Annotated in this window: 13 protein-coding genes and 2 pseudogenes; 7 read left to right on the top strand and 8 right to left on the bottom strand. The window is 59.1% G+C overall.

Going from position 1 to position 13,389, the window contains the following annotated elements; translation table 11 throughout:
- Window position 1: 1 nt before the first annotated feature.
- Genes X726_RS163585 through X726_RS0134505 form a run of 3 tightly spaced genes read right to left on the bottom strand, consistent with a single transcriptional unit; the run spans window position 2 to window position 2,039 of the window.
- Entirely contained in the window at window positions 2-364 is a 363-nt protein-coding gene (locus X726_RS163585; RefSeq protein WP_245260251.1) for a hypothetical protein, read from the bottom strand.
- A complete protein-coding gene (locus X726_RS163590) occupies window positions 361-1,581 on the bottom strand; it encodes a divalent metal cation transporter (RefSeq protein ID WP_023668066.1) in 1,221 nt (406 codons plus the stop codon). The genes X726_RS163585 and X726_RS163590 overlap by 4 nt, the downstream gene beginning before the upstream one ends.
- Window positions 1,578-2,039: a hypothetical protein gene (locus X726_RS0134505; RefSeq protein WP_245260111.1), complete on the bottom strand. Its 462-nt coding sequence runs from the start codon at window positions 2,037-2,039 to the stop codon at window positions 1,578-1,580. Before X726_RS0134505 ends, X726_RS163590 begins: the two co-directional genes overlap by 4 nt.
- Window positions 2,040-2,570: 531 nt before the next feature.
- Here X726_RS0134505 and X726_RS163595 point away from each other — a divergent pair.
- The 4 genes and pseudogenes from X726_RS163595 (at window position 2,571) to X726_RS163600 (ending at window position 4,699) form a co-directional block, all read left to right on the top strand.
- Window positions 2,571-3,356, top strand: a complete 786-nt coding sequence (locus X726_RS163595; protein ID WP_031214605.1) for an SDR family NAD(P)-dependent oxidoreductase — start codon at window positions 2,571-2,573, stop codon at window positions 3,354-3,356.
- Window positions 3,357-3,455: 99 nt separating this feature from the next.
- Window positions 3,456-3,704, top strand: a pseudogene (locus X726_RS1000000171480) (glutathione-dependent formaldehyde dehydrogenase); the annotation flags it as partial.
- A 256-nt stretch (window positions 3,705-3,960) separates the two neighbouring features.
- A pseudogene (locus X726_RS1000000170375) lies at window positions 3,961-4,363 on the top strand (SDR family NAD(P)-dependent oxidoreductase); the annotation flags it as partial.
- A 90-nt stretch (window positions 4,364-4,453) separates the two neighbouring features.
- Window positions 4,454-4,699 (top strand): hypothetical protein, encoded by a 246-nt coding sequence (locus X726_RS163600; protein ID WP_023668062.1) that lies wholly within the window; start codon window positions 4,454-4,456, stop codon window positions 4,697-4,699.
- A gap of 180 nt (window positions 4,700-4,879) precedes the next feature.
- Here the strand turns inward: X726_RS163600 and X726_RS0134495 are convergent, their stop codons facing one another.
- A complete protein-coding gene (locus tag X726_RS0134495; RefSeq protein WP_023668061.1) occupies window positions 4,880-5,296 on the bottom strand; it encodes a response regulator in 417 nt (138 codons plus the stop codon).
- A complete protein-coding gene (locus X726_RS163605; protein WP_031214604.1) occupies window positions 5,293-8,406 on the bottom strand; it encodes a CheR family methyltransferase in 3,114 nt (1,037 codons plus the stop codon). Before X726_RS163605 ends, X726_RS0134495 begins: the two co-directional genes overlap by 4 nt.
- A gap of 146 nt (window positions 8,407-8,552) precedes the next feature.
- Between X726_RS163605 and X726_RS163610 the strand changes: the two genes are divergently transcribed.
- Together X726_RS163610 and X726_RS1000000170370 are read left to right on the top strand one after the other, a co-directional pair.
- Window positions 8,553-9,119, top strand: a complete 567-nt coding sequence (locus X726_RS163610; protein WP_023668059.1) for a response regulator — start codon at window positions 8,553-8,555, stop codon at window positions 9,117-9,119.
- A 116-nt stretch (window positions 9,120-9,235) separates the two neighbouring features.
- A complete protein-coding gene (locus X726_RS1000000170370) occupies window positions 9,236-9,412 on the top strand; it encodes a hypothetical protein (RefSeq protein WP_023681160.1) in 177 nt (58 codons plus the stop codon).
- A gap of 221 nt (window positions 9,413-9,633) precedes the next feature.
- Here the strand turns inward: X726_RS1000000170370 and X726_RS163615 are convergent, their stop codons facing one another.
- The 3 genes from X726_RS163615 to X726_RS163620 all read right to left on the bottom strand — a co-directional run bounded on the left by X726_RS163615 (window position 9,634) and on the right by X726_RS163620 (window position 12,135).
- Window positions 9,634-9,897 (bottom strand): hypothetical protein, encoded by a 264-nt coding sequence (locus X726_RS163615; protein ID WP_023668057.1) that lies wholly within the window; start codon window positions 9,895-9,897, stop codon window positions 9,634-9,636.
- Between the two features lie 340 nt (window positions 9,898-10,237).
- Window positions 10,238-10,402, bottom strand: a complete 165-nt coding sequence (locus X726_RS1000000171020; RefSeq protein ID WP_023668056.1) for a hypothetical protein — start codon at window positions 10,400-10,402, stop codon at window positions 10,238-10,240.
- 245 nt (window positions 10,403-10,647) lie between these two features.
- Window positions 10,648-12,135, bottom strand: coding sequence for a trehalose-6-phosphate synthase (locus X726_RS163620; protein ID WP_023668055.1), 1,488 nt, complete (start codon window positions 12,133-12,135; stop codon window positions 10,648-10,650).
- Between the two features lie 703 nt (window positions 12,136-12,838).
- Here X726_RS163620 and X726_RS0134485 point away from each other — a divergent pair.
- Complete coding sequence (locus tag X726_RS0134485; RefSeq protein WP_023729497.1) at window positions 12,839-13,309, top strand: GFA family protein; 471 nt, start codon at window positions 12,839-12,841, stop codon at window positions 13,307-13,309.
- The last annotated feature ends 80 nt before the right edge of the window (window positions 13,310-13,389 follow it).

Here is a 13,389-nt window from a genome sequence, read left to right as displayed (position 1 = left end):
ATCACGCTCCTGGGATGCGCCCGATGACATGATCGCGCAACCAGTCCTGCCAGGCGAAAATCGACGTCTCGCCCACCTCGATGTCACATTCGATGTCGAGCCCGTTGTCCTGCACCTTTTTCCACGCAATCCTGTGTGGCTCGGCGTGGCGTTTGCCACCCACCCTCGTCGCCAGTTGCGCCATCCATTCCCCGGGCCGCGCGCCAAGGCGGCGCGCCAAAGTGATGGAGCCGAGTTCTATCGCGACAATCCTTGGTGGTTTGCCCCGCCGCAACTCGGCCACCACTCCGTCGACCTTGCCGATCTTGACCCGCCGGCGGTCGAACACCTGCTTGTCCAGGAGATCACGCATCAATTCCATCATGTGCCTCCGAATATCTGCAGCGGAATCGTCACCACGGCGAGCACGAAGGCAAGCGCGATAATGAAGACAACGGCGGCATTCGAAATGATGCCGTTGCGATGTTCGCCGACATAGCGTTCGTCATTCAGCAGGAAGAGAAATGGAACTACCGTCAGCGGAAGGCTCGCCGCCGTTACCGCCATGGAAAAGATGGTCAGCCTCAGTGGGTCGAGGCCAAGCATGATCGGAATGGCGGCCAAAAACAATGATGCCGTATAGACGGCACTGAAGCCCGGATCATCGCGCGGCTTGCGATCCTCACCCCACGTCCAGCCAAAGCCCTGTGCCACCAGATATGCCTGTTGCAACCCGACTTCGAGTGCGGCGCCGAAACAGGCAATGGCGAGCGAGGCAACGAATAGAACGAACCCCCAGAAGCCGAATATAGGGATCAGCATCAACGGCAGTTGGTGATAGTCGTCCACCTGGTCGATGCCGCGCGTCGCGAGAACGAGAGCAGCGACGATCAACACGCCGATCGAAATGGTCCCACCGAAGGTCATGCCCAGCCCGGCGATGGCACGATTGGCCCCAAGGTGGCTTTCATCCCATTTGTCCTCGATAGCTCCCGAGGAATAGAACATGAAAAGATAAGGCGATATCGACGCGCCGAGAATGCTGGCCGCCATGAACCAGTAATTGATGGCATCGTGAGCCGGCAGCGAAGGCACGGCGCTGCCAGCGACCGCTGTCCAGTCGGGCTTTAACATCACCGCACCAACCACGAAGCACAGCGTCACGAGGCCGAGGACCGAAACGCCTTTCTCGATAAAGCCAAACGTGCCTTTCCACAGCAGCAGCCATGCCAGCAACGCCACCGGCAGTGCCCACCACTGGAAGCCTATGCCGGTGGCAAGTTCGAGTGCGATGGCCACACCGCCGATCTCAGCGGACAGCACCATGAAATTGACGAGAAGGACGACGAGCAACGGCCATAGGAAGACGTTGAACCCAAATCTTTCACGAATGCCCTCTGAGATCGTGTGATGGCTCATCGCGGCGAACCGACCGGCCATTTCAACCAAAAAGATGATGCATATGGTGCCGAGAACTATGGCCCAGATCAGCTGGAATCCGAAGGCGGCACCCGCCTGCGCCGCCGTAGCCATCGACCCGACTTCGAGGAAACCTCCGACACTGGTGACGACGCCAAGCGATATTTCCAGAAGCTTCTTCACGGCTTTGGTCCGAAAGCGCTGGTGTAAGCGGCGGCGAGCGAGCGCATGGCCGCCCGAAGATCCTGTTGTGCGCTTTTCACCTCAGTGCGATTGTTCACCCGCAATCCCGCCTCGGCATGCGCCACCGCAACCGACAAACTGTTGACTGCTGCCGTCAGTCCTGCTCGCCCGGCTGGTTCAGCGGTCTCGGCCGATCGAATTTCCGCCTCGACATCGGCCAGCGTTTTTCCGACCGAGTGCAGTGCGGCCGTGGCATAGGCGGACGGTGCCGCTCCCTCCCCCCAGGCATCCAGCACCATCGATACGGTCTGTGCCGCGGAGGCCGCGCTTCGTGATTGCTGCGCCACCTGATTGGAAGACGAGCATCCGGCCAACCCGGCTAGAATCAGCAGCAAGCACAGGCAGCCAACCGGAAAATGACGGTCGTTATGGGGTACAGCGCGCGTTGTATGCACCACGCGGATTTCCTCCCCGGCCCGAACCAACTGCGTCCGGCATCAATGATCTAGAGCCCTCGGAGAGCTCGTCAACGAAACCGACGACGAGCCTGTGAGGTCGGCTAGTCAACGTAACAAAACGCTCATCCCGGACAGCCGTGAAAGAGGGAGGCCCGCGCTTCTCTTTGGCGCGGAGAAGCGCGGGAGATCGGGCTGAGGGGATGACCCGATCGCGCAGCATCAACATGGGAGGGCAACAACGCTGCACGGTTCGAACTTCCAACCGAGCCACTTGTTCCAACTTCAACTGATTAGGCTCATTGCCGTTCTGAGTACTCAATCCATGCGTTTGGGGGCCTTTTGAAGGTAGGCCATCGCGAGTTCTCATGGCGAAGAACGGCTTTTGCCCCAACGCTCATCCATGAATGCGCGCAAGGACCGCGACGACGACCGTCGCCTGACCGTCATGACAGCGCACGATCAATCCAGCCCAAACGCCGCGGAACAATTGTGCCCGCTCGTGGTTCCGATGGCACGAAGATGGAGGATATGATGACGGACGCCAAACTCGCTGTGGTGACCGGCGCCTCGAGTGGCATCGGAAGGGAACTCGCAAAGCTGTGCGCTAAAGACGGTTACGACCTGATCATCGCCGCCGACGAGCCGGCCATCCGGCAGGCGGCAGAGGCACTTGAGACCCACAATGTAACGGTCGAAGCCATTGAGGCCGACCTGGCGACCGTCGAGGGCGCCGATCGGTTGATCTCCCAGATCGGCGATCGCGATATCGACCTGTTGTTTCTCAATGCGGGACGCGGGCTCGGCAACGGCTTCGTCGACCAGGACTGGCGAAAAGTCCGCCGGATCATCGACACCAATGTCACCGGAACGGTCTATCTGGCGCATGAGCTCGGCGCCAAGATGGCCCGGCGAGGCCGCGGGCGCATCCTGTTCACCGGATCGATCGCCGGCTTCATGCCCGGCACATTCCAGGCCGTCTACAACGGCACGAAGGCGTTCATCGATTCCTTCTCGATCGCGCTCCGCCATGAGCTGAAAGATAGCGGCGTGACGGTCACCGTGCTGATGCCTGGCCCTACGCAGACGCGATTCTTCGAGCGCGCTGAAATGATGGATACCAAGGTCGGCACCGATGAAAAGGACAATCCGGCCGATGTCGCCAAGACGGGTTACGAGGCGATGATGGCCGGTGATGAACAGGTCGTCAGCGGTTGGAAAAACAAGCTGCAGGTTGCCGCCGCGCATGTCACGCCGGCAGGCACCTTGGCCGAACAGCACCGTAGGATGGCCGAGCCGGGGTCGGCGTCCAGCGACTGAGCTGATATTTCGCGTCATCAAACGGGCTGGCATTCGCAGAGACGGCATGTGCTGCGCGAGGCAAATCTATTGCTGCCGCAAGGGCGGCACAATCTCGGGCCCGGCGTCTATGTTGGCCTGGTCGATCATATCCCGTTTGGCGCGGCGATGAATAAGGGGCCGACTTTCCGGATGGGCCAGACGCACACGCAACGCTCCTCGAACCTCTTTTGGCCATGGTCCAGAACGGCGAAATCGATCCCTCCCTTGTGATTACCCACCGGGCCGATCTGGAAACAGGGCCTCTACAAGACGTTCCGCGACAAGCAGGATGGTTGTGTCAAAGTGGTGATGCGGCCTCACGGCTGAGACGGGCAAGGCGACCGACACTTCACTGCAATCATAAGGGAACATTCGCGTCGGCGGCCGGTTAGGTGGCACTTCCGTAACGATCACCTGCCGTCAAAGCGAGCCCATGATGAACCACGATCAGCATGATGATGTACCAGACGCAGCGCGTAGACTTGTGGTTGGAAGCATAGCGGGAGGAATTGTCGCCGCTTATGCTTCCACGGCGTCAGCCGATACGGGAACAGTGCCTGCTAAAGCGGGCCCTGCTAGCCCGATGCTCAAACAGAATCCGGTGACGCGATATCCCCAGCCGCCGTTCAAGCCACAGGAACAGAAGTGGCCGGGTTTGACCAACAAGATGGTGCCGCGCCCGGATCACGGCGAGACAACCTACAAGGGGTCAGGCAGGCTTGCCGGTCGCAAAGCGCTGATAACCGGCGGCGATTCCGGAATCGGTCGTGCGGCGGCGATTGCATTCGCGCGCGAGGGTGCGGACGTTGCTTTCGGCTACCTCCCCGAAGAACAGGAAGACGCCGACGAACTGGTGGACCTAATAAAAGCGGCAGGTCAAAAGGCTTGCCGGCGATATCCGCAATTAGGCCTTTTGCAGAAAGCTGGTCGATGAAGCAGCAACGCCCCTCGGCGGTCTCGACATCCTGGTCAGCAACGCTGCTCGCCTCACTCGAGTCAACGGTCCTCAAAAAGGGCCGCCAGGCCCACCGCTCCTTAGGCGTGGTGGGCTTTCAGACTGTCTACAGGAGGAACCAATGGCTGGCGATGAAATAGAAAGAAGGCGACTGCAGATGTTGATCGAACAATATCTGGAGACCCGTAAGCGACGGCACGATTTCGTGTCGATCGCGAATGCCGAACTCGCGATCAAGGCAATCATGCCGCATTGCCCGGTGTCAAGCGCAGCGTTGGCAGAGATGATAGCCGCTGGCGCCGTCACTTACGGCCTTGGCGTCCTATTCGACGCGAGGCAAACCGAGGGCGAACTGCCCGTCGTTTGATAGGCTCATCGCCTGACCAATCGTCGCGCCGTGGCGAAGTTTCGCCCAGCGCTGGAGTACGCCAGACCGGGAGCATGCCAATCGTGCCGGCCGGATCGCAGGCACTTGCCGGCGACGCCGTCTCGGGCCTGGACCCGAATGTCGTCGCATATCTGATGAAAAACCAGTGTCTTTGTGCAGTTACCGGGCTTCTCGTTGGGTTGGCACCGTTCCGCTGTCCTGGTGTCTTGCCAAAGCTGTCGGTTGAACACCGAGCATATTTCGCACGGCCTCGACCAGCGCGGCAGCCCACACGGGTTTTGACAGCATCTTGTGATGACGCAAATCCTGCGGAATGTCGGATGTTGTGTACCCACTGACGAAAACAAACGGAATTCCGCGTTGCGCTAGAAGAGGGACAAGGGCAGCGCTGGTCTCGCCGCCGAGACCAATGTCCAGGACCGCGGCAGATATGACTTCACTCTCGATCAGCTTTTTCGCGCGAGCAACGGACGGCACTGGCCCGGCGATGGCGAAGCCGGCCTCTTCCAGAATTGCGCGGTGCTCCTCCGCGACCAGCCATTCATCTTCGACGATAAGGATACGAGATGCAGTCACGTTTCGCTCTCCCGATGATCAAACGGAAACTCAATCCGCAAGCTCAAACCATCGGAACCGAAAGATGTTTCAAAATTTCCGCCAAGCCGATACTCAATTTCGCCTTTCACCAGCGAAAGACCAAATCCCGTCTTCTCAGGCGGAATGACAGCGGGACCGCCGCTTTCTAACCATTCGAGCTGAAAACCGTGATCCGACGCCGACCAAGTCACGGACACCACGCCGTTTGGCACGGACAAGGCGCCATATTTTCCAGCATTCGTGGCAAGTTCATGGATCACCATGCCAAGCGACAGGCCCTGCTGAGGCTTGAGCCGAATGTCCTCGCCTGTGGTGTTGATGCGTTCCAGCCCGAACGGCTCGACTTCCTGCCGCACGATTTCCTCTACCGAGACCTCTTTCCAGCTTTCACGCGAGAGCACTCCGTAGGCCCGGGCCATGGCGCGCAGGCGACCGATGAGCGCTTCGGCGAAAGCCTCCGAAGAGGGAGCATTTTTCAGGGTCTGACTGGCAATGCTGACCGTAACAGCCAGCATGTTCTTGACCCGATGGTTGAGTTCCGAGATCAATACCCGCTGGTGGGCTTCGGCTTCAGCCATGGTCGTCACATCGACAAAGGTCACCACCACGCCCTGGATTTTCCGCGCGCTGTCGCGGTAGGGGATCAGCCGCACGAGATAGTGGATGCCGTTGCTATCGCGCGGCAGCTGGTGCTCGATCATCTCGCCGGCCCTGAAAACCTGGGCAATATGGTCGCGCAGGTGCGGATAATCGAGCCGGCTGGCAAGATCGGTCAGCGGTCTTCCGATGTCGGTCGGCAGCAAGTTGAAGAACGAAGACGCCGCCGGCGTGAAGCTGCGGATAACCAGCTTGGTATCGAGAAAAACAGTCGCGATCTGTGTGCTCTCGAACAGGTTCTTCAGATCGCTGTTGGCACGATCGAGATCCTCGATCTTGGAAACCAGTTCGGCATTGATGGTGTTCAATTCCTCATTGAGGGACTGCATTTCTTCCTTGGAGGCCTCGAGCTCCTCATTGGAGGACTGGGCCTCTTCGTTGACCGAGACGAGTTCCTCATTGGAAGATTTCAACTCCTCCAACGCGGTCTCATATTCTTCGATCGTCGATTGCAGGCGCTCGCGCGTATCGCGGAGCTCGCGTTCGAAATCAGCAATCCCAGATGCCACCGGCTGTCGAACCTTTAGAGCCTCCAGCCGCGGCTGCGGCTGGCCCACCGGCTCGAACAGGACGAGAAACAGCGGCTCGCCGCTGCCGCGATCAGTCAAGGGCTCGATCGTCAATGTGACGAATTGGACACGATCTTCATCTTCTTCAATGGCTATCGCTTCGCGCACAACCGTGCGCCGGCCCTCGGCGGCTTCCCGCAAAGCGCCGCGCAATTCCAGACGCAGGCCGCTGCGTGCCATTGTGAGCAATTGTCTGCTCGGCACCCCTTGCGGCGGCTCGAGATATTTGCCGGTTCGGACCGAGTAATAGACGACATCTCCATCACCATTGACGACGACGTGAGCCGGAGCGAAGCGTTCGAGAACCTGCGCTTCAACGGTTTGCCTTAGGGAATAAGACAAGCCGCGGCGGGCATGTGTGTCATTGGCGCTGGAAAAGTTGGTTGCAGGCGCAGCATTCAACAAGATCGGCAGCCGCGGCGGCGCCGAATGTTCTCGTGCCTTGAAGATCCGTTGTTTCTTGTCGACCGGTGCAAACAGGTCGGCATGCTGGCTTATGCTTTCGGAGGTGCCAAGGAACAGATAGCCACCAGGCTTCAGCGAATAGTGGAAGGTCGGAATAACCTGCTTTTGCACATCGGGGCCGAAATAGATCAGGAGGTTCCGGCACGACACCATGTCCATGCGCGAGAAGGGTGGATCGCGGATGACGCTGTGCGCCGAGAAGATGCAGAGATCACGTACGCTCTTGCTCAAGATGAAACTTGTGCCGTCATTGCTGAAGAAGCGTTCGCGACGTGCAGGCGAAACGCCCGCAAGCAATGACTCCGGATAGCGCGCCGAACGTGCGATGCCCAGCGCCGCGTCATCGATGTCCGTGGCGAAAATCTGGATGCGCGGCACAGCCGAAAGTGTATCCATATGCTCGCGCATCAGCATTCCGATCGAGAAGACTTCCTCGCCGGTTGCGCAGCCGGGCACCCAGACGCGGATCGTATCGTTGGCGTCCTTGCCTTCGAAAAGTTTGGGGATGACGGTTTCTTCCAGGGTCTTGAAAGCGTCCGTGTCGCGGAAGAAATTTGTCACGTTGATCAGCAGGTCGCGAAACAGCGACCGCACTTCCTCCGCATTTGAACGAAGCAACTCTATATAGGCATCGATCGCGGTGTTCTGTGTTATTTGCATGCGTCGCCTGACGCGACGCAAGAACGTCTTGGCCTTGTAGCCCGAGAAATCATGTCCCGAATGGCTGCGCAGGATCGCGTAGATTTCCTCCTGGCCCTTGCGGAGTTTCAAAGCACTGGCCTTGCCATCGTCAGCTTCAAGCTCGTCGAGCAGTTCAAAGCTGTGGGCAAATTCCATGAGTTTCGCACCCATCTCATCGGCTGGGATGGCGATATCGATCAGACCGGAACTGATCGCGCTGCGCGGCATGTCGGGATTGCTCGGACCCGACTCGTCGGAGAGTTGCGCCAGCGTCAGGCCGCCATGCTCCTTGATTGCCTTGATGCCCAACGTACCGTCGGAATCGCCGCCCGACAGGACGACCCCGACGGCGTATTCGCCCTGATCCTCGGCCAGCGCGCTGAAAAAGATATCGATGGGCTTGCGCTCCCTGGACACCGAATTCGGTTGGCGCAGCTTTAGGCTGGAATTTTCGATGGTGAGGATCGCGTTGTGCGGCATCACGTAGACGGTGTCAGGATGGATATCCATTGCATCTTCAGCGACACGAACCGGAATTCCGGTGTAAAGCGCAATCACTTCGTGCAGCAGACTTTCCCGTTCCGGGCTGAGATGCGTGACGATCACGAACGCCATCCCGCTCGAAGACGGCATCCCGCGAAAAAATCCCTCCATTGCGGCAATGCCGCCCGCAGAGGCGCCAATACCGACTATGGGGAACCTCGGCAGCTTTTGCATCAATTGTCCTGCTTCAGTGAAATGCAACGCGGCAGCGCTGATTTCGATCCAATGTGTAAACCGTTCCTGGTCGAATTCCCATCCCGCACCGCCGATAGCCACGGAACCGATGGACGCGATCGCCGTTTAAAGCCCGGAGGGCTGCTATGTTATTAGGCATGCGAATTCTGCTCGTCGAGGACGAATTCTTGCTGGCAAGCGAACTTGCCTCCTATTTCAGCGATTGTGGGGCGACCGTTTTGGGGCCGGTGTCGTCAGTCAGCCGGGCTCGACGATATATCGATTCAGCGGATGGGGCGGTGCTGGACATCGACCTCAACGGTGAGACTGTTTTTCCCCTCGCCGATGAGCTGACGGACAGAGGCATCCCGTTCGTATTCTTCTCCGGAAACGATCAGATCACCCTGCCGGAGCGGTTCCGGTACACCCAAAACCTCTCCAAGCCGGCCGGGTTCAGGACGGTTGCCGGGATCCTCGCCGCGCAATCAACAGCGCTTGGCGAAGACAACGTTTTCCGCGCTCTTCCAAAACTGAGGCTGTCCGCGCGGCTGCTGCTGGGCGACCCACAGGCGGCCGATCGCCTCGTCGAACGGACATTGAAGGCGGCGCTGGAGGAGCGGTTGTCGACGCGGCATGACCTTCCCTTGAGCGAATGGCTCAATACGCTCATGGAGGAGGTGCTCCGCAACGACAGGTCTGGAATCATGAATTAAGATTGTCCGATGGTTTGCCGCAGGCCGTCTGTCGACCGCCCCCGCCACGGTACCCCTCCCCCAAGAGCGCTTCGCTTCGTCTTGCAAATACGGCCGCATTCCTGCTAGAAATCGTCGTGGCCAAACCTCCGCAAACCAAACCTGACTCATTCCGCGATCCTGTTGAGGGCGACGCACTCGCAGCGTTGCTCGACGAAATCGCGGAAGAGGAAACACCTGAACGGCTGTTGAAACTCGCCCTTGAGCTGCAGCAGCAACTGCTGTTGTCAAAGCAGCTGAAAAACCCCAACTGAACGGCCTGCAGCTAGGCATCTTGATTTGCCTCGAGTTCCACGATGGCGTCATCGCCTCGTTCGCCAGACCCCTGGTGCGGTAATCTTTCAGCGCTCGATGTGGGCGAAAGCCCAGTCTCAATAGCTCAGCCGTTCTGCGCCCAGAAAGCCCTGATCCCATCATGACGCCGATGAGACGACCTGGAAAATCAGGGCCGACTTGGGTCGCAGCCCGAGGTCGATCACTGCTGCCCTGGCATCTCGGTATTTTCTTGCGGGCTCTTTTTGACGCCGGCCGCGGGTGATGTCTCGGCGGGGGCATTGCCGCCTTGGTTCTGTTCCGGGGTGCGCTTTACTGGCGACGTCTGCCACGATCCGCCTGAAAGAGGTGTGAACACAAAGAAGGCTAGCAGGGCGACGAAGATCACAGCCGCAATGACGACGCCCCACCCGAGTACATTTCGGGTGCCACGCTGTTCTTCCTTCCGGGACACATGCTCCGTCATCACTGGACTCCTTTGTGTCATTCGATGAAGTACAAATTTATCGTGGAGATCGACCGCACGGTCTGCTCTTCCCCGGCGCCGGCCACCGGCATAGCTGAAGAAAGCTGAAGCTAATCTTCTCCAGCTTTTCGGCTGCCTGGTTTGGCGACCCGCTTTGGCGTTTCCGGCACTGCCGGTTTCTGCTCGGGTGCAGGCGGATTGACCGCCTCATGCGCCAAACGGGCTTTGCGCAATCGCGCCGTTTTCTCTTCCCGCGCTTTACGCTCAGCTTCCATTACTCCTTGTGCGTAGAGGGTGGCTCGTGCGTCTCTGTCGTTTGCGGATCCACTGGCCGCCATAGTCAGCCCTCCGCCTTGTAATTTCTTGCTTCCTTCTTGGCGCCGTCTTTGCCGTGCTCGGCTGCAAGCTCTTTGGCCTGCCCGGGTGACACGTCGGTGACTTCGGCCAACTTGATTGCCTCTTTTTCAGAGAGATCACTGTCCTTTCGCGTGGGGTTCCTTGTCATCGCAGATCTCCTATCAGAGCCCAAACGACCGGACCGGCGGTGTGTTCCGTGGAACCTTCGATAGTCCACCGATTGAGGCGGGCTATCGCGCTTCCGGCAACGAGCGAAAAGTTTCTGATGCGGGCTGACAAGGAACATGATCAGCTTCAAGGCCTTTCGAACTGCTAGGCAAGCCGGGTTATGGCCGGGCTATGACCGGGTGGGACGCGTGACACACGGACGGATTCAGGCATCGATGCCAGGCGCTAGTTCTCGCCCGCGAGCGTGGCGAGAAATGACCGCCGCCATTCTGCTGCGTCATTGCGCCTGATGCGCTTGAGCAGTGCACTATGCCTTGCAATTCTTTCCTCAAGCGGCATCGCGAGCGCTTTTGCGATCGCATCGGCAACCTCGTCGACCGCATAGGGGTTCACGATCAAGGATTCGGCAAGTTCTTCGGCCGCACCTGCAAAACGCGACAAAATCAGCACTCCGGGGTCGGCTTCGTCCTGCGCGGCTATGTATTCCTTGGCGACGAGGTTCATTCCGTCACGCAGGGGTGTGACCAATCCGACCTGGCTAGCGCGCAACAGGCCAGCAAGCCGAGAGCGTGATACGGCACGGTGGATGTAGCGGATCGGGGTCCAAGCCAAATCCGCGTATCTTCCGTTGACCGCGCCGGCGGTTGCTTCAAGCTGGGCCCGGATGTCGGCATAGGCGCTGACCTCCTCGCGCGTCGGCGACGCAATCTGCAAATATGTTGCCGCCCGCTCGTGTTCCGGATGCCTTTCCAAAAGACGCGCGAAAGCCTGCATGCGGCCGGGGAGACCCTTGGAGTAGTCCAGCCGATCGACGCCGATGATTTGCTTGAGGCCCAGAATCTGGCGGCGCATGGAATCGATCTGCACATCCTCCGCCGCCTCATTGGCCATGCGTGCGATTGAATCGACGTCGATGCCTATCGGAAAACACCTCGATAACACCGTGCGGCCGTTCATCTCAGCCGAACCATTGATATCAAAAGTAATGGAGTTGGCCGCCTGCACTGAGCGCCGGAAATTCCCCACGTCCGTTTCGGTCTGGAATCCCACGACGTCATACTGAAGCAGATCATCGATGAGTTCTTCATGGTCGGGCGTGGCTACAAACAGGTCAGGCGGCGGGAAGGGTATGTGAAGAAAGAAACCGATCCGATTCCGGACTCCCAGCCGCCGCAACTGGGCGGCCAAGGGGATAAGGTGGTAGTCGTGAACCCACACCAGGTCGTCGTTGCCCGACAGCAGTCCTGCGAGCGCCTTCGCGAACCGCGCATTGATCTGCCGGTAGGCGTGTAGAAACTCTGCCCGGTGGTTCACCAGGTCGAGTCGGTAATGAAAAAGCGGCCACAGCGTGCTGTTGGCATAGCCATTGTAATAGAGCGAATACTCCTCATACGGCAGGGTAAGCGCAGCCGTCTCGATCTTTCCCACGCGTTCCAAGCGGATTAGCGGTTCGTCGCTCGCGGCGTAGTCCTGATACTCGGCGCTTGCTCCTAGCCACAGGCCTCCACGCTCGGCCAACGCATCCCCGATGCCTACAGCAAGTCCGCCGGCTTGCGACAGATCGCGAATGTTCCCCAGCCTGTTCGAGACGACAACCAGACGACGCGGGATGGCGCGATCGCCAGTTGGCTCCCCACCTACGGCGTCGCGCTCAAGAGGGTCACCAACCGTTTGCGAAGCCTCGTTGAGAATTTCATCCGGTCGCTGCAACAAGAGCAAATCCTGAGCGTGAAGATCGCTTGGGGAACGGTCCGCGCGTGCGATTGTTCCCGACGTAAGTGTCCAGCCGGATTCGCTGGTTCTCGGCCCGCTCGGGCGCCTTTTTCAGCGGCTCTCGCAGGATCGTCGTCGGACACACCGGTGATGAGACCCCGATCCAGCACGCCGAGCAGCCGCTTTGGCGACGGCCGGACTTACCGCTTTGGTATTCATGCTGCCGGATCCCCTGCCCTGTCATATCAACTCCCCACCTTGGCAAAAGCCCCAAGTGACCAAACCGTCAGTCCACCTCGATTACCTTGCGCGTCGGCTTTCGTTGGCGGGGCGGCTGCTTTGCGGCTACGGGCGCGGGCGGGGTCTGCGCTATCGATGCCTCCAACAACTGTCGCTGTTCTCTAAGCCGCGCCGTCTTGGCTTCCCTGGCATGCCGCTCCGCTTCCAACAGCAACTTGGCTTCTCGATCCGCCCTCTCGATCTTTTCCCTGTCGATGCGTCGTGTTTTCAAGGTCGCCTACTTTGGTCAGACGCCGAACAAAGTGCGGACCTGAAAAAATGTTCCCAACAAATTAAGGCCTGATCTGCCTCAAATGATATTGACGAGCAGCCCGCCGGTTGCGCGCATCTGCGGCTCTGTGACGTCCAAAGGAACTGCTTGCCGTCTGCGGCGTTACGCCACCACGCTGGCGGGAAGATTACCATGGACGACAAACCCCGAACGACGATCAGAAAACCGGCCCGGATTGATCGAGGGCATTGCTTTTGCGGAGCCATCACAGCTGAATTCAGTGGCGATCCCTTTTGGATTTGTTTCGACCACGACGATGACTGCCGACGAGCGATCGGCAGCCCACTGACGATCTGGATTGGCTATCGTCCAGATCAGGTCCATTGGCTCGGCCCAAAACCAAAAACATTCTCGAAAACCAGGGGCGTCGTGCGCTCCTTCTGTTCGGAATGTGGCACCTCGATTGGGTACACCGATGAAGGCTTGCCAAACGAGTTCTACATCTCGATCGGATTCATGGACGCGCCCGAGAAGTTCCATCCCCAAGCCCAGGCCTATTGGGAAATGCGACTGCCGTTTATCAGGATGGATGACGGTTTGCCTCGCGTCGAGGGCTACACCCGAGCGCGCGACCCCGCCCTGGGCAATCCCAGAGACCGGTGAGGCAGGAGGCTGGATCTCGGGCGTCGTACCTGCAAGCCAGCGCCAGGGCTGGCGGAACGGCGGCCGAACCATTGGAATGA

The sequence above is a fragment of the Mesorhizobium sp. LSJC285A00 genome (genome assembly GCF_000503155.1).
Lineage (GTDB): Bacteria > Pseudomonadota > Alphaproteobacteria > Rhizobiales > Rhizobiaceae > Mesorhizobium.
The sequence above is the reverse complement of the archived record's forward strand: the minus strand, read 5'-3'. Positions and strand labels throughout refer to the sequence as shown.

What these genes read in the sequence shown, in the direction of transcription:
- X726_RS163585 (WP_245260251.1), bottom strand. Translation starts at nt 364, where the DNA reads ATGATGGAATTGATGCGTGATCTCCTGGACAAGCAGGTGTTCGACCGC.
- X726_RS163595 (WP_031214605.1), top strand. Translation starts at nt 2,571, where the DNA reads ATGACGGACGCCAAACTCGCTGTGGTGACCGGCGCCTCGAGTGGCATC.
- X726_RS163600 (WP_023668062.1), top strand. Translation starts at nt 4,454, where the DNA reads ATGGCTGGCGATGAAATAGAAAGAAGGCGACTGCAGATGTTGATCGAA.
- X726_RS163605 (WP_031214604.1), bottom strand. Translation starts at nt 8,406, where the DNA reads ATGCAAAAGCTGCCGAGGTTCCCCATAGTCGGTATTGGCGCCTCTGCG.
- X726_RS163610 (WP_023668059.1), top strand. Translation starts at nt 8,553, where the DNA reads ATGTTATTAGGCATGCGAATTCTGCTCGTCGAGGACGAATTCTTGCTG.
- X726_RS163615 (WP_023668057.1), bottom strand. Translation starts at nt 9,897, where the DNA reads ATGACGGAGCATGTGTCCCGGAAGGAAGAACAGCGTGGCACCCGAAAT.
- X726_RS1000000171020 (WP_023668056.1), bottom strand. Translation starts at nt 10,402, where the DNA reads ATGACAAGGAACCCCACGCGAAAGGACAGTGATCTCTCTGAAAAAGAG.
- X726_RS0134485 (WP_023729497.1), top strand. Translation starts at nt 12,839, where the DNA reads ATGGACGACAAACCCCGAACGACGATCAGAAAACCGGCCCGGATTGAT.